The sequence below is a fragment of the Bacillus sp. EKM202B genome (assembly GCF_011066025.1).
Classification (GTDB): domain Bacteria; phylum Bacillota; class Bacilli; order Bacillales; family Bacillaceae_G; genus Bacillus_A; species Bacillus_A toyonensis.
This window is the reverse complement of the sequence record NZ_JAAMNK010000001.1, coordinates 14,301-39,410: the sequence shown is the minus strand read 5'-3', so window position 1 is coordinate 39,410 and position 25,110 is coordinate 14,301. Positions and strand designations below refer to the sequence as shown.

The following is a 25,110-nucleotide window of genomic DNA, read 5'->3' as shown; positions in this document are numbered from 1 at the left end:
TATAGAGCTATATACTATAGACGAATACCGTTTTTTAACAGCTTAGTAAATGCATTAGAATAAATAGGTTTACTGTAATAGTAACCTTGAATAAACTGACATTTATTTTTTTGAAGGAAATTCACGTGTTCTTTCGTTTCTACACCTTCAGCGATAACCGACATCTCTAATGTATGTGCTAATGTGATGATTGTTTTAATGATTTCCATTCCATCTTCACACGTTTCAGACATTGTCATAAATTCCCTCGGGATTTTTAAAGTATCGATTGGATATAAAGGTAAGTAAGCAAGCGAAGAATAGCCTGTACCAAAGTCGTCGATTGAAATGTGAATTCCTAAATTTTTTAGTGTACGTAGTTTTATTAATGTTTCTCTTTCATCCATCATTGCAATTCGTTCTGTTAATTCAAGATCGAGAGAACTTGCTGGTAAGCCTGTAGTTGCTAAAGTAGATGAAATAGACTTTACAAAATCTTCTTGTTCAAATTCTTTAGCAGATAAATTTACTCCTATTTTTAAATGAGAATACCCGAGTGCATGCCAACGTTTCATTTGCTCACAAGCTTGTTGTAATGTCCATTTTCCTATTGGAATAATTTGTAGTGTTTCTTCAGCAATAGGAATAAATTCGTATGGAGAAATAACACCTAATTCGGGATGGTTCCATCTGATCAAAGCTTCAGCACCGATAATTTTGTTAGATTCACTGTCAACTTGAGGTTGATATAAAAGGAATAATTCTTCATTTTGAAGTGCGTTTGGTAAATCTTTCTCTAATCGTAATCGTCTTTCGATTTTTTTAGCGATTACATCGTCATAAATAGAGACTGAATTAAGCTCTTTTTCTTTCGCATCATACATTGCGACATTAGCGTTTTTCAAAAGTGTAGAGGCATCGATTCCAGAATGTGGATAAATAGCGATACCAATACTAAGTGATACATTTAATTTTTGTTCATGTATGACAAATGGTTTTTTCATACTTTCAAATAATTCGTTACATAACTGAAATAAGGAATCATGGTCAGTATAGTTTTCAATTAAGATTGTAAATTCATCGCCACCGATTCTTGATACATAAGTATGTGATGGAAGACATGATTGGAATCGCTGTGCCACTTCTTCTAATATGTAATCACCTGACGAATGCCCAAGTGTATCGTTAATTGCTTTAAAGCGGTCTAAATCTAAATATAATAATGCAAACTCACTATTTATTGTTTGAGCATTCTTTATAACTTTTCTTAATTTCTTATGGAAATAGGCTCGATTCCCAATTTTCGTTACAGTATCGTGGAATGCTAAATATTTTATTTCTTCTTGTTGTTTTTTTTGTGCGGTAATATCCTTTACCATAATATAGCTTCCTGAAATTTGTCCATCTATCATAATAGGGACGATGGTAACGTATAAAAAATAAATAAAACCATCTTTATATTGAGAACTAAGTTGTAAGGATGCCGATTTTTGTTGTTTAACTTTTTCTAATGCAGTTAACAGTTTGTGTTTATCTTCATCTAAAATGATCGAGAAACATGTCTCACCGAGTAACTCGTTTGTTGGTGCTCCGAGTAGGACGCTTCCTGCCTTATTTACATTTAAGAATACTCCATTTAAATCAATTGTAAAAATGGGGTCAGGATGATATTCATATAATGATTCGAATTTTTGCTGTTTCTGAGATAGAGCCTCTGACTTATGGACTAAATCAGAAGTCCTTAAAGTAACTTTATCTTCTAGTTGAGCATTAAATGCTTGTAGACGTTTTGTTAGAGTAGCATTTTGCATACCCACAATAGAATGTCGAATAAGTACAAAAACAAAAGCGATACAATTTCCTGTAATGAGAGTGGAAGATGATGTTTGTTCTTTTAACGTAAACCCGATTAGTATTGCGACGGCCAGATAGGGAAATACGACTAAAATCTTTTTCCCTAATCTAGGGTGTACAGTAAAATAATTTTTATTGTTATTATAATCGTCTGAAATGGAAGCAGCTATTGCGATAAGTAATATAGGTACTCTATATAAAAGACGTAATAGCGTTATAGTATCATTTGCTAAATAGCTATATAGGTAGAAATAAATATAGTTAAAAGTTGCAGAACTTATTAATACAAAAATAAAAATATAAATTTTCCGTTTGGAATTAAAAACAGTTGGACGGAAAAAGAGACTAACACTTAGTAGAAGAAATAATAGGTCTGCAATTGGATATAGAAAGGAAAGAAAAATATCTCCCAGTGAAAGGGAAAATATATTTAAATCTGGCTGATTAAATAAATACCATTCTAATGTGAATACGGAAATGAGTACTATGCATAGATCACAAATAAAGAATGCCTTTTCCCATTTGTTGCATTCTTTTAAGATTTTATAGCAGAAAGCGATAAGGCAGAAGAATAGAAAAAACATGTAAAATACATCAGAAACAGTAAAACGATATATTGGAATCTCAAAAAAGTTATCTTGATACGTATATACTATTTTTCCTAATAAAAAACTACCAATTGCTATTGTGATACATATCCAAAAAGGATTTGAACTAACCTTTTTAGAATATATAGAGTAAATTAGTGATACAAATGTAATGGCTTCAATGATGAGTGAAGCGAAGCGTACATTGAAATTTGAAAAATGAGTAGGGAACAGAAAGAAAAACATAAAATAGATTGAATAGCATACTAACGTTGTAATTAATATGCATAGTTGTAAATTTTTATTTAATTTCAATAAAATCACCTTCTTTAATTATGCACTATATTCGTAATATCTATACATAATAATATTACTTAAGGATTGTATCAGATTTCCATATAAAAAGCATGCTAATAAGAAAAGAATTGAAGAGTGTAATACTTCTTAAAATTGAAAAAGTATTGCGTTCAATAATTTTTAGTTTATAAGGAATATAGATAGAATTTGTATATTTAGTCATCCTTTAGATTTTAAAGGTTTTTTAGTGATTTGCAAGCAGAGATGCAACATTACATATAAAATGACAAGGGACTTCCTTCTAGGTTATAAAACGAAAGGGAAGACTTGCTGTTTTATAATCTGAAAATTTATAATTGAAAATCAGTTCCAGAAAGTAATAAGATAAGAAGGTATGATTTTGTGGGTTTGATAGTGTTGCCATTAAAACTATAAAAAGAGGGTGAACTTTTAATGTTATGTCGAATTAAAGATGTAGAAATATACTACGAAATTGTTGGAGAGGGGAAACCAGTCCTTATTATACATGGCTGTGCCCCTGATCATAGGTTAATGCAAAGATGTATGGAATCAGTATTTCAGAAATATGAAGGATATCAAAAAATTTATATTGATTTACCTGGCATGGGAAAATCGAATGTTCCAGATTGGATAAATAGTTCAGACCATATATTAGAAGTACTTATTGCATTTATTGAGGAGATTATTTCTACTGAAAAATTCTTATTGGTAGGAGAATCGTACGGAGGGTATTTGGCTAGAGGGATACTCTCAAAGATGTCTGAGAAGGTGAATGGATTATTGTTAGTATGTCCTGTTGTTGTAGCACAACCAAAAGAAAGACTTTTACCGGATAAACAGGTGCTTGTACGAGACGAGGAGTTTTTAAATACGCTCACTTCTATCGAAAGAGAAGAATTTTGCGATTTGGCAGTGGTAGCAAATGAATATACATATACACGATTCAAAGAAGAAATTAAGCCAGGATTAGATGTTGCTAATTATGAATTTATTGAAAGGTTGCAAAAGAATTACCCTCTTACTATAGATTTTCACCGTAAGAAATATGAGAAACCCGTTCTTTTATTAGCTGGAAGACAAGATATAACGGTAGGGTATCAAGATATTATAGGAATGATTGAAAATTATCCAAGAGCGACATTAGCTGTGTTAGACACGGCAGGACATAATTTGCAAATTGAACAGCCTGAACTATTTGAGAGTTTAGTAGGAGAGTGGATTAGAAGAACAACTTAGCAAAGTGTATAAAGTATATTAAAGGGGAATAAATTAATATTGCGATTACGCCTAAGTTTTTGGATGGGACAGATTAACGTGATGTATAAACAATCTTAAGGAGGAATTATGAGTACATTTATTTACATGGTTAGACATGGTGAATCACTTAAAATAGAGGGGAATGAAAGAACACGTGGATTATCTGAGAAAGGAAATTTAGATACTCATAGAGTAACTGAGATATTAAAAACAGAGGGAATTGATACTTTCATTTCAAGTCCGTATAAGAGAGCTATGTTAACGATAGAAGAGGCAGCTAATTTCTATGAAAAAGAAATAGTAGTATATGAAAATCTTAAAGAGTGTCGATTTGCAAGTGAGGATCAGATTATATTAGACAAAGAGGTGTATCCACTTGTAAAGAAGATGTTCTCTAATCCGGACTTTGCACGAACGGAAGGAGAGTCATATGCGGATTGTCAGAGAAGAGTAGTGAAAGTATTAAAAGAAATCTTAATCGATTTTCAAGGGGGCAAAATTGTAATTGGTACACATGGGCTTGCCATGACATTGATGATGAACTATTTTGATAAGCAATATGGGCTTGAATTTTTAATGAATACAGCAAAACCGGATATATATAAGATGGAATTTAAAGAAGAACAATTAATGAACGTAGAGAGATTATGGAAAGCGGAATAAAATTGGTTGCATGGATTTTGCTGTAAAAGTTACTTTTATAGCAAAATCTTTTTTATTTGAATAGAAAGCATCTTTATCAACTATTTTTAGAATGTTACATCAATAAGTAATTATTCAGTATTTGAATAAATTATGGGAAAATTGGTTTAAGGAAACCATTTTAAATATGACAAAACTCCAAACATTGGATTTATATTCAATAGAAGAAAAAGATGTAGAATTTTGTCTTGTTGTACGTGTTTACTTTTTATTCCGTTACATATAGGCTTTGTGGTGTAAGGGGGAGACATCGCCTTTGCGCTACATTTAGAAGGAGGTCATTGTGATGAAAAAGATGAGAAAATTTGCGGGAGTAGCTTTAGCGGGGACAATTGGATTAAGTGGACTACTTTTTTTAGAACCAAGTATAAGTGCTGCAGAAACATCGCAAGTGCAAGAGGAGAATTTTAATGCGATTCATGTAAAGATGAATCAAAGTGAGCAGTATTTATTGAGTGGTAGAAGTATTGATGTTCTTTCGGGAGATAAAGAAGCAATTCAGTTAAATAAATACACAATTAGTTTTAGTAAACCTGGCGAGTATGTGATTAGGGTAAATGGTTGTGTTTATGACGATATCTATACTTTTACTGTGAGTGAGTAGTATATACTCTTATATTGTGAGATAAAAAAAGAAACACCCTATTTGCGGTGAGAATCGTAAATAGGGTGAATTATTTGTTAGAAAGTTAATGAAAAGAGCAATAGGTATTTAGTTGTGTTTTATATATTTTCATTAATTTGCTCTTTATTTTTGTTATGTAAAGTGTGTAAAAGTGTTTGAAATACTGTAAATGATTGCTGAAAGATTGGACTTTGAATAAAAGTGTATAGAAACGTTACGATGAAAACAGGACCTCCTAGCATATATCCAATAACTAATACAACGCATTCTACTATGATTCTAGCACGGCTAATAGACAGTCCCGTTTTGTCGGAAATAGTAAGCATGAATCCATCGCGAGGTCCAGCACCAATTCCAGCCGCAACATACATACCTCCCCCAATACCTGTGATTGCAATACCGGAAAATAAGATGAGTAAGTTTATCCATAAATAATGAGTAGCGTTTGGAAGGATATTTGATTGTAAGAAAAAGTCCATAATAGGACCGATAAGCAGTGCATTTAAAAATGTGCCTACGTTTATATATTTTCGATCTACTAGTAAAGAAATGAGAACGAGACATAATCCACATATGACACTCCACGTACCAATGGTCCATCCAAATCTTTGGTAGAGGGCCATATTTAAAACTTCCCAAGGATGCAAACCGAGAAATTTAACTTTGACTGCAAGAGCGTTTCCAAGGCCAAAGAAAATTAATCCTAAGAAAAAAAGAAAATAGCGAAAGAGAGTTAGCCTCATCTTTAAAACCTCCCATATTTTATAATTATGTATGTTACCTGTTACGGTTTTAATGTACAAATATTATGCCTTTTTAGCATTCGTTTAAAATTGTTAACAATGTAAATGAAATATACATCTTCACAGTCAAAACAGTTAAAATATTTCGTTTTAAGGATTATAATGGAGAGAGAAACAGAAAAGGGAGTGAACGAACTTGAAACAAGAACTTATTGAAAGATTTACGAGATATGTAAAAATTGATACCCAATCAAATGAAGAAAGCCATACAGTGCCAACAACACCTGGACAAATTGAATTTGGTAAATTATTAGTTGAAGAGTTAAAAGAAATTGGGTTAACAGAAGTAACGATGGATGACAATGGTTATGTAATGGCAACACTTCCCGCTAATACGGACAAGGATGTGCCTGTAATCGGATTTTTAGCCCATTTAGATACGGCAACAGACTTTACGGGGAAAAACGTAAAACCACAAATTTATGAAAATTTTGATGGTCATGCAATTACGTTAAATGAAGAGCTAAATGTTGTTTTAACACCAGAGCAGTTCCCGGAATTACCATCATATAAAGGACATACGATTATTACAACTGATGGTACAACACTTCTAGGTGCAGATGATAAAGCTGGTCTTACAGAAATTATGGTTGCAATGAACCATTTAATACATAATCCGCAAATTAAGCATGGGAAAATAAGAGTAGCATTTACACCGGATGAAGAAATTGGTCGTGGGCCAGCGCATTTTGATGTAGAAACGTTTGGTGCATCATTCGCTTACACGATGGATGGAGGTCCATTAGGTGGTTTAGAGTATGAAAGTTTTAATGCTGCAGGTGCTAAGTTAACGTTTAACGGAACGAATACACATCCTGGAACAGCGAAAAATAAAATGCGTAACGCAACGAAACTTGCTATGGAGTTTAACGGGCATTTACCAGTAGAAGAGGCGCCAGAATATACAGAAGGCTATGAAGGGTTCTATCATTTACTTTCTTTAAATGGTGATGTTGAGCAAAGTAAAGCGTATTACATTATTCGAGATTTTGATCGTGAAAATTTTGAGACACGTAAAAATAACGTTGAAAATATTGTGAAGCAAATGCAAGAGAAGTATGGGCAAAATGCGGTCGTTTTAGAAATGAATGATCAATATTATAACATGCTTGAAAAAATTGAACCGGTAAGAGAAATTGTTGATATTGCATATGAAGCGATGAAAAGTTTAAATATCGAACCGAACATTCACCCGATTCGCGGTGGAACAGATGGATCACAATTATCATATATGGGATTACCGACGCCAAATATTTTCACTGGTGGTGAAAACTACCACGGTAAATTTGAGTATGTTTCGGTAGATACTATGGAAAAAGCTGTTCAAGTTATTGTAGAAATCGCAAGACGATTTGAAGAACAAGCTTAGACAAGAACCAAGTAGTACGAATGTGCTACTTGGTTCTTTTTAATATAGCACGCGCCACAAATAAAAAGTTGCATAAGATTCCCAATTTGTCCAGTTTGCCGCAAAGTCTTTTATTTCATTTTTAGTCGGTTTATTTTCGGAACATGTAATAAATTTAATTGCATTATGCAGACCAACATCATCAATTGGAAAGGCTGAAGGGAAGCGTAAACAGCGCATTAAAACATAGTGGGCAGTCCACGGTCCTATACCATGGATAGCGGTTAATTGTTTTTCAGCAATTTTTACATCTTGTGTTTGTAGTAACGATTCTTTTGATAGTTTCCCTTCTGTAATAAGCCTCGCAATACCGATTAAATATTCACATTTTCTAGTCGTCATTTTAAATTTTTTAAGATCCTCTACATGTAAATTTGCAATTGTTTCAGGTGATGGGAATATCCTATGTTTTCTATCGTTCCATTTTACGTAACTTCCAAATTGTTCAACTAATCTTCTTTTTAGCGTATAAGCATATGCGAGGTTAATTTGTTGACCGATAATTCCCCAGGAAAGTGCTTCAAATAAATCTGGAATACCTAATGTGCGAAGCCCATAATAATCTTGAATAGGGCCTTGAAGGAGTGGGTCATGTTTAGCTAATGTATAAAAAGGAGCTAAATCGGTAGTGAAATCAAACCACTCTATTACGTAGTTAGCTACAGCATCACATACCCATTTTTCAGAGTTATAGGATTCTCCTAAAAAACGTATTTGAATATTTCCGTCAGTATTTATACTAATTTCAACTAAAGGGTTTACATGTTCAACAGGAATGACTTTATAAATTTTGTTATCTTCAATGTGAAACATACATTCATTGTTAGAACGTGATAGATAGCGTAAGTTTTCTTGGAAATTAAATTCTTTTGGAGCTGCTAAAGTCAATGCGTTATTATATTCTGCTGTCATATGAATTCCACCTGTAATTTTTCTAATGTGAGCAATTCTTTTTTCATTTCTAATCCGCCTCTAAAACCAGTTAGTTTTCCATCTTTTCCTATAACGCGATGGCAAGGAATCGTAATGAGAAGAGGGTTGGCGGCAATAGCAGAAGCAACGGCACGCACAGCTGTAGGTTTTTGAATTCTTTCTGCAATTTCTGAATAAGAATAGGTCTTCCCGTAAGGAATTTCACGTACCGTATTCCAAACGGATAATTGAAAAGCAGTTCCGTAAGCATCGATAGGGAAAGTAAAAGTTTCACGCTTGTTTTCTAAATACTCGATAATTTCTTTCGTATATGTTTGCATGTAATCTGGATTGCAAGTCAATATATGTTGGGGCTTTTTTTTTCTAGCCCATATATTTAATTCTTCAAAGTTTGCGTCTTGTGATCCAATAAAACAAATTCCATTTTCAGTTGCCGCAATATGAAAGCACCAATTTTTATGTGTAAGTAGCGTCCAATATATAGATTTATTTTTGTAGGAATTCATTATTGTCTCCCTCTTTCATTACGTTCTTTTTTCGATATTCAGTAGGAGTAAATCCAGTTTTCGTTTTAAATAAAGTTGCGAAATACTCTTGGTTTTCTATCCCGACAGCAGTACTAATTTCCTTAACGGATTGCTTTGTATGTGAAAGATATTCCGTCGCTTTCACAATCCTGAATTGCTGTATATATTCCATTGGGCTAATTCCTGTTATTCTTTTGAAAGTGCGTTGTAAATGAAAGGGACTACCGTGGCACATTTCCGCCAGTATGTCGAGAGTTAATGCTTCGTCAAAATGCTTTGCAATATACTCTTTAATTTGTACTACCCACTCTTCATTTGGTAAAGTGATCCCATTTGGTTTACAACGTTTGCACGGACGAAAATTTTCATGCAATGCTTGTTCTGCATGAAGAAAAATTCGTACATTGTTTTGATTCGGTATTCTTGATTTACACGATGGTCGGCAAAAGATACCAGTTGATTTCACAGCATAAAAGAATTTGTTGTCATAGGAAGAATCATTATGAATAATTGCTTGCCAATACTCACTTGTTAACGTAAATCCTTCATTGTGCAAAGAACATCACCTCTGAAATTAGTATAACCTGAATAAAGTGCGTATGTACGTATTCAAAAATGTAAGAGCAAGATTACAAAGATGAAAATATGATTGTTTTTCTATTTTGTGATAGCATGAACTTTGAAAGTGAACAGCAAGAGGAGGATTATAAGTGAAGTTAATTTCATGGAATGTAAATGGTTTACGTGCAGTTATCGCAAAAGGTGGATTTTTAGAATACCTTGAGGAATCTAATGCAGATATATTTTGTCTACAAGAAATTAAATTACAGAGTGGACAAATTGATTTAAATCCAGAGGGATATTATACATATTGGAATTATGCTGTGAAAAAAGGCTATTCAGGAACGGCAATTTTTACGAAAAAAGAACCGCTTTCTGTTACGTACGGTTTAGGCATTGAAGAGCATGATCAAGAAGGGAGAGTCATTACTTTAGAATTCGAAGATTTTTACATGATAACGTTATACACGCCAAACTCAAAACGAGGATTAGAGCGTTTAGATTACAGAATGGAATGGGAAGATGATTTCAGGACTTATATAAAGCAATTAGATGAAAAGAAACCAGTTGTTTTCTGTGGAGATTTAAATGTTGCTCATAAAGAAATAGATTTAAAAAATCCAAAAAGTAACCGTAAAAACCCTGGATTTTCTGATGAGGAAAGGGAGAAGTTTACACGTATTTTAGAAGAAGGATTTGTTGATACGTATCGTCACCTTTATCCTAATCAGGAAGGCGCATACTCTTGGTGGTCCTATCGTATGGGAGCAAGAGCGAAAAATATCGGATGGCGTTTAGATTATTTTGTTGTCTCTGAAAGAATAAAAGGGCAAATAACAGATGCGAAAATTAACAGTGAAATAATGGGATCAGACCATTGCCCAGTTGAATTACATATAAATTTCTAAAAAAAGAAGTATCTCGCTAATAATAGGCGGATACTTCTTTTTAATTCAGTTTGTTAAAATTTTTCAAATCATTCTTGAAATAATTGCATATTAAATATATACTTAGTAACGATAATCATTATCAGTGAAAAGGGTTATCAATGGATGAAGTGTGAAAGAATTATAGTTTAGGGGAAGTGAACGAGAATGAGTTCCGGATAAAATTATTAATCTAATGAATTATATGCATGGAACAAGTTTCATGTAGTTAAGTTTTTATATAAAAATAATCTATTTACAGGTTTCGAGAGGAGATATATAAAGATGAACAAGAAGTTATTTACGTTAGGGATGGTTACAGTTTTAAGTGTAGGGTTAGCGGCATGTAATAGTGCGGATAAAACTTCAGGGGAGCAAAAGCAACAGACAAAAGCTACGGAAACGAAAAAAGACGAAAAGCGAAAAATTACATATTTAGGTAAAGAATATACAGTGCCAGCAAAAGTAGATAAAATTGCGACAGCTAGTTTAGAGTCAATGGAAGATGCGGCCGTACTTGGAATTAAACCAGTTGGTGCGATTACTGTAGGTGGTAAATTACCAAAGTATCTTGAAAAAGATTTAGAGGGTGCAAAATCTGTTGGTGAGAAAATGCAACCGAATTTTGAAACATTACTTCAATTAAAACCAGATGTTATTACATCAAGTACGAAATTCCCAGCAGAAACAGCTGAAAAGTTTACAAAAGTAGCTCCGACGTTCCCGGTATCACACGTTTCAACAAATTGGGAGGATAACTTAAAGTTAATGGGAGAATTAACTGGTAAAAAAGATAAAGCAGAAAAGATTATTAAAGATTACAATGCGGACGCTGAAAAAGCAAAAGCAAAACTAGGAGATAAGTTAAAAGACAAAAAAGTACTTGTCGTTAGACTAAGAGCAAACGAATTATTCCTATATCCTGAAGGTGTATACTTTAACCCTGTCATTTATAAAGATCTTGGACTAACTGCTCCAGAACAATTGAAAACTGTAAAAGCACAAGAGAAAATTTCATTTGAAAAACTTGCTGAACTTAACCCGGATTATATTTTCTTACAATACGAGGCAAGTGAAAATAAAAACCCGAAAGTACTAGAAGAAATTGAAAGCAATCCAATTTGGCAAAGTATGAATGCTGCGAAAGAAAAGAAAGTATTTGTAAACGTTGTGGATCCAATGGCACAAGGTGGTACAGCTTGGAGTAAAACAGCATTCTTAAAAGAAGCAGTGAAAAATTTATCTAAATAATACAATAAGTAAGGTGCGTTGAATGATATGCAGAAAACAAATGCAGTACCAGTAACTATATTATGTATAGCACCCATACTCATCTTAGCTACAGTTATACTTTCTATTTTGTATGGTGCGAAAAGTATTGATGCTGAAACAGTGTGGAACGCATTATTTCATTTTGATTCAAGCGATGTAAATCATAATATTATTATTACTTCACGTTTACCAAGGGTAGTTGCAGCTCTTTTAGTCGGAGCATTTCTAGCCATATCAGGAGCACTTATGCAGGGGATGACAAGAAACTATCTTGCATCCCCTTCTATTATGGGTGTGACGGATGGTGCAGCCTTTGTTATTACACTATGTATGATTTTTTTTCCAGGAATGTCATCAATCGGTATGGTTTTATGTTCAATGATTGGTTCTGCACTAGGGGCCGGTATCGTGTTTGGTTTTGGCTCACTTCTTCAAAATGGCTTATCTCCTGTTAGGTTAGCAATTATAGGGACAGTTATTGGAACATTTTTAAGCAGTGTATCAGCTGCGATGGCTTCGTATTTCCAAATCTCTCAAAATGTTAGTTTTTGGTTTAATGCAAAGTTAGACCAAGTGGACCCTAATATAATTAAAATCACGATACCTTTTGGGATAATTGGGATAGTTTTAGCGCTGTTAATAGCGAAATCTATTACCATTCTTTCTTTAGGAGAAGAAGTTTCTATTAATCTAGGGCAGCGTACAAAACTAGTAAAAGCGATGGCAATTTTATCAGTAATTTTTTTAACAGGAACAGCAGTTGCTTTAGTAGGAAAAGTTGGTTTTGTAGGCTTAATTATTCCACACATTACTCGCTTTATTATTGGGGTAGATTATAAGTGGATTTTACCATGTGCGGGTGTTATTGGTGGAGTTTTCTTAGCTTTATGTGATGTATTAAGTAGATTTGTAAACTATCCATTTGAAACGCCAATTGGAGTCGTTACATCTTTAATTGGGATTCCTTTCTTCCTTTATTTAATCCGTACAAGAGGAGGAGAGAGACATGCTTAAAAGTTCAAGTCAACGTTTTGGAATGACGATGGGGATTATTATATTTTTAATACTATGTGCCATTTATATTAGTTTAACGAATGGAACGTTTGATATTACGATTACAGATGTATTTAAAACACTTTTTAGAATAGATCCGTTACCAGAGCATGATTTAGTTATTTTTGAGTTTCGTCTTCCGCGCATTGTAATTGCTGGATTAGTAGGATTAGGATTAGGCGTTGCGGGTGCTGTAATTCAAGGGATTACGAGAAATGGTTTGGCGGACCCAGGTATTTTAGGAGTAAATGCCGGAGCAGGTACAGCTATCGTCATTTTTATGTTTTTCTTTCAAGGACAATTAAAGAGCACAGACTGGATTTCTATAATGATGATGCCGATGTTTGGCCTAGTTGGTGGATTAGGTGCAGCCATTATAATCTATCTGTTTTCTTGGAAAAACGGTAAGTTAGATTCGCAGCGACTTTTGTTAACAGGGATTGCAATCGGTTCAGGGTTTGGCGCATTCTCTATGTATTTATCACTCAAAATGAAATCATCTGATTTTGAGATGGCTGCAGTTTGGGTGTCTGGAAGCATATATAGTGCAAACTGGAAGTATATTATTGCTATGTTACCGTGGCTTATCATTTTAATTCCACTTATACAGAAGAAAGCTTATTTATTAGATTTATTTCAATTGGAAGAAACGAGTATTACGAGTTTAGGTGTTTCAGTAGAAAGAGAGAAATCAATTTTACTATTAAGTAGTATCGGACTTGTGAGCGCATGTGTTGCTGTTTCAGGAAGTATTGGTTTCATTGGACTAATGGCACCGCATATAGCGAAAAGACTTGTTGGTATTCAGCATAAGCATATCATTCCTACGTGCGGAGTAATCGGAATGTTTCTTGTAATTGCTTCAGACTTTATTGCAAAAACAGTTTTCAAACCTGTAGAGTTACCAGTTGGAATCGTTATTTCTATTGTCGGTGTACCGTATTTCTTATATTTACTTTATAAGGCGAAAGCGTAAGAGGAGGAATAAAAGTGAGTATTTTAAGTGCAAAAAATTTAGAAACGAGTTATGAAAAACTTACAGTGTTTCGCGATTTAAATGTGGAAATACAAGAAGGAAAAGTAACGACAATTATAGGGCCAAACGGGTGCGGTAAATCAACACTATTAAAAACGATGGGACGAATTTTAAAGCAAAAAAGCGGAAAAGTTTATTTGCAAGGACAGGATTTAAATACAATTCCAACGAAAGAAATTGCCAAGCTGTTAGCCTTACTTCCGCAAACTCCGATTGCACCAGGAGAGCTTAAAGTAGAAGAATTAATTTCTTATGGACGCTATCCACATCGAAATAACGTAAACAAGTTAACCTCAAAAGATAAAAAAATGATTGATTGGGCATTAGATATAACGAAAACTTCAGAATTTAGAACGAGACAAATTGCAAATTTATCAGGTGGTCAACGACAAAAGGTATGGCTAGCGATGGCTTTAGCGCAAGAGACAGAAGTGTTGCTATTAGATGAACCGACTACATATCTTGATATGTCTCACCAATTAGATGTATTGCAAATTGTAGAAAAGTTAAATAGAGAACATAATTGTACGATTGTAATGGTATTGCATGATATTAACCACGCAGCAAGGTTTTCCGATGAAATTATTGCAATGAAAGATGGGGAAATTGTTACAACTGGTAGTCCAGAAGAAATTATTACAAATGAAGTATTAAAAGAAGTATTTCATATTGATGCGCGTGTCATGATTGACCCGTATAATGGGGCTCCTGTTTGTTTCGGTTATGATAGTGTTGTATCTCAAGAAGAAAAAATAGAAATATATGTAACGAGTTAAAAGGGGGAGATAGGGTGAATACTACTATTGAAAAACAGCAGATTATTACATCTAATACAGAACAGTGGAAAATGTATTCAAAAGTAGAGGGTAAGGAATATCAAATTCATATTTCAAAGCCGAGGCAACCAGCACCGGATTCAGGATACCCTGTCATATACGTATTAGATGGCAATGCCTTTTTTCAAACATTTCATGAAGCGGTTAAAATACAATCAGTAAGGGCTGAAAAAACAGGTGTTTCACCAGCCGTTATAGTAGGTATCGGTTATCCAATTGAAGGAGCATTTTCAGGAGAAGAAAGATGCTATGATTTTACACCTAGCGTAATTTCAAAAGATGCTCCTTTAAAACCAGACGGTAAACCGTGGCCTAAAACAGGAGGAGCACATAACTTCTTTACTTTTATTGAAGAAGAAGTTAAACCGCAAATTGAAAAAAGTTTTGCGATTGATAAAGGAAAACAAACGTTATTTGGGCATTCGCTAGGTGGCCTATTTGCTTTACACATACTATTTACAAACGTAAATGCCTTTCAAAATTATTTTATTAGTAGTCCATCTATTTGGTGGAATAACCGATCTGTACTTGAAAAAGAAGAGAACCTTATAAATGAATTAAACAATGCTAAGTTTGAAACAGGGGTATTCCTTACAGTTGGGTCACTAGAACGAGAGCATATGGTTGTAGGTGCAAATGAATTATCAGAGCGACTTCTCCAAGTAACACATGATAAACTTAAATTTAAGTTTTATGAAGCGGAAGGGGAGAATCACGCATCTGTTGTCCCAACGTCTTTAAGTAAAGGATTGCGATTTATTAGTCAAGTGTAGAAGAAGTATATGAAAAAAGGTAAGCGATTGCTTACCTTTTTTCATTATTGTTTTATTGCTACGTATCCATCAATTAAAAAGCTAGTGAAAAAGCGATTGATTTGAGTAAATCCACATTCCTCCATAATAGCAAGTAGATTATTTTCGGAAATAGGAAATATGTCTGTTTCAAAAGAATTTTCAAATCGGTCCCAATCTTCTAATGGAATTTGATTTTGTATCATGTAGTTTTGCCAAGCATTCAATTGTGCACAAAACATACTTGTATGGGGTACACCATTTATTGTAGAGAGAAAGAATGGAGCACCAGGTTTTAAACGCCTACTAATTTCATGAAGAAGCTCTTTTTTCTCCTCAATAGTTGGGATGAAATGAAGAACAAGCATACAAGTAGCGGTGTCAAATAACGAATTTGGTAATAATGAATGGACAGTTCCATGTACGAAGTGAATTTGATTCTGTACGCCTTCGTTTTCAATTCTTTTTTTAGCTAACTGTATCATGCTTTCAGATGGATCAACACCTGTAAAAGATAAATTGCTATTTTGTTTACCTATTGAGAGTATTTCTTGTCCACCTCCAGCACCTATAACTAGTAAATTCGGATTGATATGTTCTTTAGGGAGTGTAGTAAACAAGAAATGATTTATCATGTCGTATAGGGTGTAGTAGCTTGGGATTTTTAATGGAATTCTTTGTTCATATGAACTTACGGTAGTATCATTCCAATTCATTTTTGACCTCCTTAGTATATGTGCTATAGCTTTATTATGAAATAAATGTATGAAGGTGAACAATCCCATAAATCTGGGGGGAAGAGGATGTATGAAAAAACAACGAAAGAAATTACAATGGTAGCGAATCGTATAAGTTCTATAAGGACATTTCAAAAGTCATTTCTCCACTTGATTCGTAAAGTCATTGATTTTGAAGCCGCTTGTTTTACAATTATAGACCCAATTTCTTTTTTATCTACTGGGGCATTTACGGATGCAAGTGTTGAAAAGATTCATCCACAATTGTTTATGAATGAATTTCTAGAAGATGATTTTAATAAATTTAAATATTTATCAGAACACTCACCTCATGTTGCTGCTCTTAGTATGGCGACAAATGGTGAGCAAAAGAAAAGTTCTAGATACCGAAATATTTTACAACCAGCAAGTTTTGGAGATGAATTAAGGGGCGTTTGTATAAGTAAGGGGAAATGTTTTGGGCATCTTAGTTTATTTCGAGGGAGTACCAGTCCCGTTTTTCATATCGAGGATTGTAAGTACTTAGCAACGATAGTCCCAATTGCTGGAGAGGCTTTAAAAAAGGCATTTTCTATACCTTTTTTAGAAGAGAAGGTGATAGGGACAGGCGCGATTATATTAAGTGAGGATTTTAATTTATTATATTCGAATCAAGATGGCAGCGATTGGCTCTCAAATCTTAGAAAGTATGAACAGTTAAATTTAAAAGAAATACCAAGGCCAATACGAGCAGTTTGTTCAAAAGTTAAGGCTACCGAATATAATGTAGATTGCATACGGAGAGAAGAAAAAGTTTGTATACCTTTAGCCTATGGACATTTTCTAATCATTCGGGCCAGTAAGTTAGAATGTACAAGTAGTTTTCAGGGTGGTTATGTTGTTCTTTTCGAAAGAGCAAGACCAGAAGAAATCTTTCCACTTATTATGGAAGTTTATAGTTTTACAACACGTGAGAAGCAAGTAATACGTAAAATTCTTACAGGTATGTCGACAAAGGAATTAGCCCAAGAACTGTGTATATCTATATACACAGTACAAGATCATTTAAAATCCATTTTTGAAAAGATTGGGGTAAGTAGTAGAAATGAACTTGTGTGGGAGGTTTTTTCGAAATTTTGCTTTGATGTTGATAAATAAAAATAAAACAAGTCTACTAAAACCACATGAAGTACGGTGGATGAGTTATAAAATAGGGCTGAAAAAAGGTTATGGATGAAACATTCCATAACCTTTTTTCATAAGTAGAATTGTCCTTTTGAAAGTTTTGTTTCAACTTTTCGTCTAAAGAGACAAAAAGTTGTCACATTTTCGTCACAATTAGCATAAACATAAAATAGACGAAATGAACTTATTTCCAAAAAGGCTTGATTCATTTAAATCAAGAGGAATAGAGCTGAAAAGGCGCGGATTAAAAGTTCACTATATTCTCAAGGAGGTAGATCGTATGAAAACTATTCTTGCTATCGCTGGACTGATTTGGGTTCTATCACATGGCATCCCAATTTATGAAGGAGAACAAATTCGCAGTGCTCTGAATAAAAATTTTAATGAATATCATATCATTGATCGGCAAGATAATGTTGTGACAGTTCGAGTGAATGATTGTTTTCATACGGTGACCGTTGAAGGAACTTCAGTAGTGAATGATACAAAAGTATGTGATCAGCAATAACTATATATAGGAAGAAAAAAGTCTCAATTTAAACGTGTGAAGATTGAGGCTTTTATATTTGTAGGCGAATAATAAGCGGGGATGGACAATCCCCGCTTATTATTGTTTCAATTTATCCCGCTATTTGCCGGGCAGGCTACCAGTAAAAGCCCGATTGGGGAGTGCTAATTAAAGTTTCACTTTATTGGATTTTGATTGGAGATATAATGATTTTTTTACAAAAAGGAAAGGGTATAATAAAAATTGAGACTGAGAAGCTAATAATGTGTTAAGAATAATCATAAAGTGGAAATATACTCATATGGGGTATCATACATAGATATTTAATGCTATAATTAGTATACTCATAAAAGCAATTGTTTTATTGGATGAAGAGAAATTTTAAGAAGGTGATAATATGGATCATAAAGAGCATGAATCAGTAACACATAGATCAGAAAAAGAAAAAGAGCAAATTATAAATAGATTGAAGAGAATCGAAGGACAAGTTCGTGGTATTCAAAATATGATTGAAAATGATCGTTATTGCGTTGATATTTTAGTGCAAATTTCAGCGATTAATGCAGCGATGAAAAAAGTAGGAATGGGTGTCTTAAAAAATCATACGAGTCATTGTGTTTCAGGAGCTATTAAAAATGGAAATGGTGACGAAGCAATTGAAGAATTAATGACAGTATTTGAACGTTTTTCAAAAGCGTAAAAACAAGCTAGTATGTAACTGGCTTGTTTTTTTTGTTTACCCGTATATTGGATTTAGGTGTATTGTAGTGAAAAAGTGTGTGTAAAATAAACGTTTAGAAAATAATTGAAAAATCATGATACAAAACCATTGATTACCTTAGGGGGGTATGGTAAGATGTAGTTGTGATTAACAAACAATGAAGAAACAAGAGGAGGATTTTAAATGGAACAGTTAACATTAAAAGTTGAAGGTATGTCTTGTGGACATTGTGTAAACTCTATCGAAAGCAGTGTGAAAGAGCTAAACGGTGTTGAACAAGTGAAGGTTCAATTAGCAGAAGGAACTGTTGAAGTTACTATTGACTCATCTGCTATAACATTAAAAGATATCGTTGCTGTAATCGAAGATCAAGGATACGATGTTCAATAATTATTTTTAGATATGGAAATAAATCGTACTTTAAACGAAGTACGATTTATTTTGCTAATAATTATACCTTATAAGGGTATATAGAGGTGAGAGACATGAATGAACAAAAAGAGGCCAATCTTCAAATATCAGGAATGACATGTGCAGCATGTGCCAATAGAATTGAAAAAGGTCTGAAAAAAATAGAAGGTGTTCATGATGCAAATGTAAATTTTGCACTTGAAAAAACAAAAATAATGTACGATCCAACTAAAACAAATCCGCAACACTTTAAAGAAAAAGTTGAATCGTTAGGATATGGAATTGTAAGTGATAAAGCTGAATTTACTGTTTCAGGAATGACATGTGCAGCATGTGCGAATAGAGTTGAAAAGCGTTTAAATAAGTTAGATGGTGTGAACAAAGCGACGGTTAATTTCGCTTTAGAGTCGGCAACGGTAGACTTTAATCCTGATGAAGTCAGTGTAAATGAAATGAAGAGTACGATTACAAAGTTAGGATATAAATTAGAAGTGAAATCAGATGAGCAAGATGGATCAACAGATCATCGCTTACAAGAAATTGAACGACAAAAGAAGAAATTTATTATTTCGTTTATTTTATCATTCCCGTTATTGTGGGCAATGGTGAGTCATTTCTCATTTACATCGTTTATTTATTTACCTGATATGCTAATGAACCCTTGGGTACAGCTAGCCCTTGCAACTCCTGTTCAATTTATCATTGGTGGACAGTTTTATATTGGAGCTTATAAAGCGTTACGTAATAAAAGTGCGAATATGGATGTTCTCGTGGCACTTGGAACGTCGGCCGCTTATTTCTATAGTGTATATTTAAGTATTCAATCTATTGGTTCTTCGGAACATATGACAGATTTATATTTTGAAACGAGTGCGGTACTTATTACATTAATTATTTTAGGTAAATTATTTGAAGCAAAGGCAAAGGGACGTTCATCAGAAGCAATTAAAAAGTTAATGGGATTACAAGCGAAAACAGCTACAGTTGTGCGAGATGGAACAGAAATGAAGATTTTAATCGAAGAAGTGGTAGCTGGTGATATCGTTTATGTAAAACCTGGTGAAAAAATACCAGTTGATGGAGAAATTGTAGAAGGAAAATCTGCGATTGATGAATCGATGTTAACGGGTGAAAGTATTCCAGTTGATAAAACAATTGGAGATGTAGTAATTGGTTCTACAATAAATAAAAATGGATTTTTAAAAGTTAAAGCAACTAAGGTAGGTAGAGATACGGCATTAGCTCAAATTATTAAAGTAGTAGAAGAAGCGCAAGGATCGAAAGCGCCTATTCAACGGGTAGCTGATCAAATTTCTGGTATTTTCGTACCGGTTGTAGTTGTAATTGCTATTATTACATTTGCAGTGTGGATGATATTTGTTACACCTGGTGATTTTGGCGGAGCGCTTGAGAAAATGATAGCAGTACTTGTTATCGCTTGCCCATGTGCGTTAGGTCTTGCGACACCTACATCTATTATGGCTGGATCAGGAAGATCAGCTGAGTATGGTATTTTATTTAAAGGTGGAGAGCATTTAGAAGCAACGCACCGATTAGATACGGTTATTTTAGACAAAACGGGTACTGTGACAAATGGGAAGCCAGTGTTAACAGATATAATTGTAGCAGATGGATTCCATGAAGAAGAAATACTACGTTTAGTAGGAGCGGCAGAAAAAAATTCTGAACATCCACTTGCAGAAGCGATAGTAGAAGGAATTAAAGAAAAGAAAATTGATATACCAAGTTCGGAAACATTTGAAGCAATTCCTGGGTTCGGTATTGAATCGATTGTTGAAGGGAAACAATTATTAATTGGTACACGTCGATTAATGACGAAGTTTAATATTGATATTGAAGAAGTTTCTAAATCGATGGAAGAGCTAGAGCGAGAAGGAAAAACAGCAATGTTAATAGCGATAGATAAGGAGTATGCTGGAATAGTTGCTGTTGCGGATACTGTAAAAGATACTTCAAAAGCAGCTATCGCACGGCTTAAGAAAATGGGTCTAGACGTTGTTATGATTACAGGGGATAATACACAAACTGCTCAGGCAATTGCAGGGCAAGTTGGTATTGATCACGTAATTGCAGAAGTATTGCCAGAAGGAAAAGCAGAAGAAGTGAAAAAACTGCAAGCGCAAGGTAAGAAAGTAGCGATGGTTGGAGATGGAATAAATGATGCTCCTGCTCTTGCTACAGCAGACATTGGTATGGCAATTGGAACAGGAACGGATGTAGCGATGGAAGCAGCGGATATTACGTTAATCCGTGGTGATTTAAATAGTATTGCCGATGCAATTTTTATGAGTAAAATGACGATTAGAAATATTAAGCAAAACCTATTCTGGGCGTTAGCTTATAATGGCTTAGGGATCCCAATTGCAGCATTAGGTTTCTTAGCACCTTGGGTTGCAGGGGCGGCGATGGCATTTAGCTCGGTATCAGTCGTATTAAATGCACTAAGATTGCAAAGAGTGAAATTAAAATAATAAAAATTTTAATTTATAGAGTAATTGAAAATGCTTTTATACAAAAAAACAATACTTTGAATAAGTGTTGTTTTTTTTGTTTGTATAAAAAGAAAAAAGGTATAATAAAGCAGCAATATTGAATCTTATTATAGTAGAAAGCCGAGTGTTAGTTTAGTAAGGAGACTCATATATGTTAACGGATATTATAATTAGGACATTCCAGAAAGAGGATTTAGAAACAGTATTACAATTGTTCTATGAAACAGTTCATACGGTGAATGCAAGAGATTATAACGAGTTACAGCTACAGGCATGGGCGCCAAAGCGACTAGATAGAGAAAGATGGCTACAGTCTTTAGAAAAGAATATTTGTTACGTTGCTGAGTATAGAGGTGTGATAGTGGGGTTTGGGGATTATAATGATGAGCATTACATAGATCGCTTATTTACGCATAAAGATTATCAAGGAAAAGGGGTAGCTTCATACATATTACAGAAGTTAGAAAAAGAAGCAGTGAACTTAGGGCACGGGGATATATATACAGAGGCGAGTATTACAGCAAAATCTTTCTTTGAAAGGAAAGGTTTTATTTGCATAAAGGAACAAAAAAAACAGCACAATGGTCAGAATTTTATCAATTATGTTATGAAAAAATAGCCTTCTCATAAACGAGAAGGCTATTTTTTCATTATTTTACAGCTTCTTTTAGTTCTTTACCAGCTTTGAAAGCAGGTACTTTAGAAGCTGCGATTTGCATTTCTTCACCAGTTTGTGGGTTACGGCCTGTACGAGCAGCTCTTTCACGAACTTCGAATGTACCGAATCCGATAAGTTGTACTTTTTCACCAGCAGCTAAAGCGTTAGTGATTGATTCTACTACAGTTTGTACAACTACAGTAGCTTCTTTTTGAGAAATCTCAGCATTTTGTGCAACGTTTTTAATTAATTCTGTTTTATTCATGTTTTTCACCTCATATGTAAATAATGCTATTTAAGTTGTTATTATAACGTATAAAACATTCGAGAACAAGTGTACGTAGATATATTCACGAAAAAAATGAAATTTGTAATATTTTTTAGGCCTACTTTATAACCATTCCATTTAAGCGGATATAGATTTGTTCTGTATTTCAGTCTTCTCTTTATTTGTAGGTAGTTTCTTATTATAAGATATGAAATAAGGTAGTTCTACAAAATACATACCGCCTACTAAATTCCCAAAGAAAACAAGAAGTTTGGGAAATATTCAATCCAAGTTACATGACCGGTAAAAATTGCAGCTGGGATAACAAACATATTTGCTACAACGTGTTGAAACCCAAATTTTTTTCATGTTGTCACCTCAATGTAACAAAAGGATTTTAAACTACATCTAGAGGTGAAAACATGAATACGCATCATGTAAAAAAAGAACAAAAAAAATCAATCTTAAAGAAACTTATTATAAGTTTCATAAGTATAGTAATGATTCCAGTAAGCTTGTATTTCTATGCGACAGAAATAGAACGAAAACTAATAACAGTTACGTGGAATGAAATAGAAGCCCCGACGATTCCTAAAGAGTTTAATAATAAAAAAATATTGCAATTCTCAGATGTACATTTAGGACCAGAGTTTACATTGAAACAACTAGAAAATTTGGTTGAGAAGATGAATGAATTGCATCCAGATATAGTAGTTTTCACAGGAGATTTAATAGATAAGTTTGGATCTTATAGTGCGGAAAAAGATGAAGCGAAGGTTATTTTGCAGAAAATTAATGCTCCCTTAGGGAAATATGCTGTGTTTGGGAATCATGATAGGGGCGGGGGTGGTAGTGTGTTTTATAAAAAGTATATGGAGGAAGCTGGTTTTTCTGTATTAGTAAATGAAGTGCAGAAAATTAAAGTGGGAAACGGCAAATATATTACAATATCAGGTTTGGATGATTTCTTATTAGGGAAGCCGCAAATAGACGCGACTTTAAAACATGTAAGGCAACAAGATTTCAATATGCTATTAGTACATGAGCCGGATGTTGTAGACAAAGTAGCTTGTTATCCAGTTGATTTTCAAGTTTCAGGGCATAGTCACGGAGGACAAGTTCAAATTCCTTTTATAGGTCCATTAATTACTACAAAATTAGCTGAGAGCTATGTTGAAGGTATGTATGAATTAGAAGGGAAGAATAAGCCGTTACATTTATACGTAAATCGAGGTATTGGGACAACCCGAATGCCGGTTAGATTTTGGAGTGTACCTGAACTTTCAGTATTTGTGTTGAAGCAAAATAGTAATTAGACGATTCTAGAATAGTAGGAGGACTTTCAGAGAAAGTTCTCCTTTTTATTGATTAAATACAGAATGTTATGTAAATTAAATTTAAAGTGTTAAAAAAGAAAGGGGAATTTCTATGATAGAAACATGGCATAAAGAGTTGGAAAGTTTGTATAACCAAATGGTTTCGTGGCGAAGAGATTTTCATCAATACCCAGAGCTATCGTTTCAAGAAATAGAAACACCGAAAAAAATAGCTGCAATCTTAAAAAGTTTTCATATTGATGTGAAAACAGATGTCGGGGGAAGAGGAATCATCGGCGTAATTGAAGGTGGGAAATCTGGGAAGACAATCGCGTTGCGTGCTGATTTTGATGCACTACCTATTCAAGATGAAAAGAAAGTTTCATATAAATCAAAGGTTCCGGGCGTAATGCACGCTTGTGGCCATGATGGACATACAGCAACACTTTTAGGAGTTGCAAAAATATTAAGTGATCATAGAGACCAGCTTTCTGGAAAAATAGTTCTTATACACCAACATGCAGAAGAGAAAGAGCCTGGCGGGGCTATCGCTATGATTGAGGATGGTTGTTTAGAAGGAGTAGATGTTGTTTTTGGTACGCATGTATCTTCTCAAATGCCTGTAGGAATTGTTGGTGCGAAAGCAGGAGCAATGATGGCGGCAGCTGATTCTTTTGAGGTGAAGGTTCAAGGGCGAGGTGGTCACGGAGGTATGCCACATCATACTGTAGATGCTATTATTGTTGCAACACAAATTATTAACCAGTTGCAACTGTTAGTTAGTAGAAAAGTCGATCCACTTCAATCCGTAGTTTTAACAGTTGGTACATTCCATGCTGGTCAAGCGGATAATATTATTGCGGATACTGCTACGTTTACAGGAACCATTCGAACGTTAGATCCTGAAGTAAGAGAATATATGGAGAAGGAATTTAGACGAGTTGTTGAGGGGATTTGTCAGTCTCTTCAGGCTGAAGTTAATATTCAATATAAACGTGGCTATCCAATATTAATAAATCATGTAGAGGAAACGAGTCATTTTATGGAGGTTGCAGAATGTGATCTTGGAAGAGAAAGGGTCATTGAAGTGCCGCCGATTATGGGTGGTGAAGATTTTGCATACTACTTAGAGCATGTTCCAGGAGCATTTTTCTTCACAGGTGCGGGTAATGAAGAAATAGGAGCAACGTATCCGCATCATCATCCTCAATTTGATTTTGATGAACGTGCAATGTTAGTTGGTGGGAAGTTACTTTTAAGTCTCGTAAATAGCTATTTACGAAATGGAGATGAATCTCTTCGTACTGTAGATATGGATGTGAAAAAGTAATTTACATAAATAAAAA

The 25,110-nt window shown here is 34.1% G+C and carries 25 protein-coding genes and 1 pseudogene; 18 read left to right on the top strand and 8 right to left on the bottom strand.

Features of this window, described 5'->3' with window-relative positions:
* Positions 1-14 precede the first annotated feature (14 nt).
* Entirely contained in the window at positions 15-2,735 is a 2,721-nt protein-coding gene (locus tag G9F74_RS00200) for a GGDEF domain-containing phosphodiesterase (protein WP_016108960.1), read from the bottom strand.
* A gap of 435 nt (positions 2,736-3,170) precedes the next feature.
* On the opposite strand from G9F74_RS00200, the gene G9F74_RS00195 reads away from it, so the two are divergent.
* The 3 genes from G9F74_RS00195 to G9F74_RS00185 all read left to right on the top strand — a co-directional run bounded on the left by G9F74_RS00195 (position 3,171) and on the right by G9F74_RS00185 (position 5,301).
* Positions 3,171-3,974 carry an alpha/beta fold hydrolase gene (locus G9F74_RS00195; RefSeq protein ID WP_016108959.1) on the top strand — a complete coding sequence of 268 codons (804 nt, stop codon included), beginning with the start codon at positions 3,171-3,173 and terminating at the stop codon, positions 3,972-3,974.
* A 108-nt stretch (positions 3,975-4,082) separates the two neighbouring features.
* On the top strand, positions 4,083-4,658 hold the full coding sequence (locus G9F74_RS00190) for a histidine phosphatase family protein (RefSeq protein ID WP_016108958.1): 576 nt from the start codon (positions 4,083-4,085) through the stop codon (positions 4,656-4,658).
* 325 nt (positions 4,659-4,983) lie between these two features.
* On the top strand, positions 4,984-5,301 hold the full coding sequence (locus tag G9F74_RS00185) for a hypothetical protein (protein WP_016108957.1): 318 nt from the start codon (positions 4,984-4,986) through the stop codon (positions 5,299-5,301).
* Positions 5,302-5,420: 119 nt separating this feature from the next.
* Here the strand turns inward: G9F74_RS00185 and G9F74_RS00180 are convergent, their stop codons facing one another.
* Positions 5,421-6,065: a YczE/YyaS/YitT family protein gene (locus G9F74_RS00180; protein ID WP_001241268.1), complete on the bottom strand. Its 645-nt coding sequence runs from the start codon at positions 6,063-6,065 to the stop codon at positions 5,421-5,423.
* Positions 6,066-6,261: 196 nt separating this feature from the next.
* Between G9F74_RS00180 and pepT the strand changes: the two genes are divergently transcribed.
* On the top strand, positions 6,262-7,494 hold the full coding sequence (gene pepT, locus G9F74_RS00175) for a peptidase T (RefSeq protein ID WP_016108956.1): 1,233 nt from the start codon (positions 6,262-6,264) through the stop codon (positions 7,492-7,494).
* 39 nt (positions 7,495-7,533) lie between these two features.
* Here pepT and G9F74_RS00170 read toward each other — a convergent pair whose 3' ends face one another.
* The 3 genes from G9F74_RS00170 to G9F74_RS00160 are packed head-to-tail and all read right to left on the bottom strand — an operon-like array spanning position 7,534 to position 9,549.
* A complete protein-coding gene (locus G9F74_RS00170; protein ID WP_016108955.1) occupies positions 7,534-8,445 on the bottom strand; it encodes a DNA-3-methyladenine glycosylase 2 in 912 nt (303 codons plus the stop codon).
* The gene (locus G9F74_RS00165) at positions 8,442-8,972 is read right to left on the bottom strand and encodes a methylated-DNA--[protein]-cysteine S-methyltransferase (RefSeq protein WP_001089819.1); all 531 of its coding nucleotides are present in this window, start codon (positions 8,970-8,972) and stop codon (positions 8,442-8,444) included. Before G9F74_RS00165 ends, G9F74_RS00170 begins: the two co-directional genes overlap by 4 nt.
* On the bottom strand, positions 8,953-9,549 hold the full coding sequence (locus tag G9F74_RS00160; RefSeq protein WP_000551292.1) for a bifunctional transcriptional activator/DNA repair enzyme AdaA: 597 nt from the start codon (positions 9,547-9,549) through the stop codon (positions 8,953-8,955). Before G9F74_RS00160 ends, G9F74_RS00165 begins: the two co-directional genes overlap by 20 nt.
* Positions 9,550-9,703: 154 nt before the next feature.
* Here G9F74_RS00160 and G9F74_RS00155 point away from each other — a divergent pair, with 154 nt between their 5' ends.
* The 6 genes from G9F74_RS00155 (at position 9,704) to G9F74_RS00130 (ending at position 15,450) form a co-directional block, all read left to right on the top strand.
* Positions 9,704-10,462 carry an exodeoxyribonuclease III gene (locus tag G9F74_RS00155; protein WP_000767610.1) on the top strand — a complete coding sequence of 253 codons (759 nt, stop codon included), beginning with the start codon at positions 9,704-9,706 and terminating at the stop codon, positions 10,460-10,462.
* A gap of 303 nt (positions 10,463-10,765) precedes the next feature.
* Positions 10,766-11,731: an iron-hydroxamate ABC transporter substrate-binding protein gene (locus G9F74_RS00150; RefSeq protein ID WP_001035500.1), complete on the top strand. Its 966-nt coding sequence runs from the start codon at positions 10,766-10,768 to the stop codon at positions 11,729-11,731.
* 27 nt (positions 11,732-11,758) lie between these two features.
* Complete coding sequence (locus tag G9F74_RS00145) at positions 11,759-12,766, top strand: FecCD family ABC transporter permease (protein WP_016108954.1); 1,008 nt, start codon at positions 11,759-11,761, stop codon at positions 12,764-12,766.
* Positions 12,759-13,781: a FecCD family ABC transporter permease gene (locus G9F74_RS00140; RefSeq protein ID WP_016108953.1), complete on the top strand. Its 1,023-nt coding sequence runs from the start codon at positions 12,759-12,761 to the stop codon at positions 13,779-13,781. The genes G9F74_RS00145 and G9F74_RS00140 overlap by 8 nt, the downstream gene beginning before the upstream one ends.
* A 14-nt stretch (positions 13,782-13,795) precedes the next feature.
* Positions 13,796-14,617, top strand: coding sequence for an ABC transporter ATP-binding protein (locus G9F74_RS00135; RefSeq protein ID WP_016108952.1), 822 nt, complete (start codon positions 13,796-13,798; stop codon positions 14,615-14,617).
* Positions 14,618-14,631: 14 nt separating this feature from the next.
* On the top strand, positions 14,632-15,450 hold the full coding sequence (locus G9F74_RS00130) for an alpha/beta hydrolase (protein WP_001098325.1): 819 nt from the start codon (positions 14,632-14,634) through the stop codon (positions 15,448-15,450).
* Between the two features lie 44 nt (positions 15,451-15,494).
* Here G9F74_RS00130 and G9F74_RS00125 read toward each other — a convergent pair whose 3' ends face one another.
* Positions 15,495-16,184: a class I SAM-dependent methyltransferase gene (locus G9F74_RS00125; protein ID WP_016108951.1), complete on the bottom strand. Its 690-nt coding sequence runs from the start codon at positions 16,182-16,184 to the stop codon at positions 15,495-15,497.
* 87 nt (positions 16,185-16,271) lie between these two features.
* Between G9F74_RS00125 and G9F74_RS00120 the strand changes: the two genes are divergently transcribed.
* The 6 genes from G9F74_RS00120 (at position 16,272) to G9F74_RS00095 (ending at position 22,141) form a co-directional block, all read left to right on the top strand.
* A complete protein-coding gene (locus G9F74_RS00120) occupies positions 16,272-17,342 on the top strand; it encodes a helix-turn-helix transcriptional regulator (RefSeq protein WP_016108950.1) in 1,071 nt (356 codons plus the stop codon).
* A 307-nt stretch (positions 17,343-17,649) separates the two neighbouring features.
* Positions 17,650-17,877 carry a hypothetical protein gene (locus G9F74_RS00115; protein WP_000849103.1) on the top strand — a complete coding sequence of 76 codons (228 nt, stop codon included), beginning with the start codon at positions 17,650-17,652 and terminating at the stop codon, positions 17,875-17,877.
* A gap of 397 nt (positions 17,878-18,274) precedes the next feature.
* On the top strand, positions 18,275-18,577 hold the full coding sequence (locus G9F74_RS00110; protein WP_000349642.1) for a metal-sensing transcriptional repressor: 303 nt from the start codon (positions 18,275-18,277) through the stop codon (positions 18,575-18,577).
* Between the two features lie 204 nt (positions 18,578-18,781).
* Positions 18,782-18,988, top strand: a complete 207-nt coding sequence (copZ, locus tag G9F74_RS00105; protein WP_000436968.1) for a copper chaperone CopZ — start codon at positions 18,782-18,784, stop codon at positions 18,986-18,988.
* A 95-nt stretch (positions 18,989-19,083) separates the two neighbouring features.
* Complete coding sequence (locus tag G9F74_RS00100; protein WP_016108949.1) at positions 19,084-21,501, top strand: heavy metal translocating P-type ATPase; 2,418 nt, start codon at positions 19,084-19,086, stop codon at positions 21,499-21,501.
* Positions 21,502-21,673: 172 nt separating this feature from the next.
* Complete coding sequence (locus G9F74_RS00095; protein WP_016108948.1) at positions 21,674-22,141, top strand: GNAT family N-acetyltransferase; 468 nt, start codon at positions 21,674-21,676, stop codon at positions 22,139-22,141.
* Positions 22,142-22,172: 31 nt separating this feature from the next.
* Here G9F74_RS00095 and G9F74_RS00090 read toward each other — a convergent pair whose 3' ends face one another.
* Positions 22,173-22,445 (bottom strand): HU family DNA-binding protein, encoded by a 273-nt coding sequence (locus G9F74_RS00090; protein WP_001043903.1) that lies wholly within the window; start codon positions 22,443-22,445, stop codon positions 22,173-22,175.
* Between the two features lie 141 nt (positions 22,446-22,586).
* Positions 22,587-22,804, bottom strand: a pseudogene (locus tag G9F74_RS00085) (formate/nitrite transporter family protein); the annotation flags it as partial.
* 66 nt (positions 22,805-22,870) lie between these two features.
* Here G9F74_RS00085 and G9F74_RS00080 point away from each other — a divergent pair.
* The gene (locus tag G9F74_RS00080; protein WP_001091710.1) at positions 22,871-23,764 is read left to right on the top strand and encodes a metallophosphoesterase; all 894 of its coding nucleotides are present in this window, start codon (positions 22,871-22,873) and stop codon (positions 23,762-23,764) included.
* A 112-nt stretch (positions 23,765-23,876) separates the two neighbouring features.
* Positions 23,877-25,094, top strand: coding sequence for a M20 metallopeptidase family protein (locus G9F74_RS00075; protein WP_016108947.1), 1,218 nt, complete (start codon positions 23,877-23,879; stop codon positions 25,092-25,094).
* Positions 25,095-25,110 lie beyond the last annotated feature (16 nt).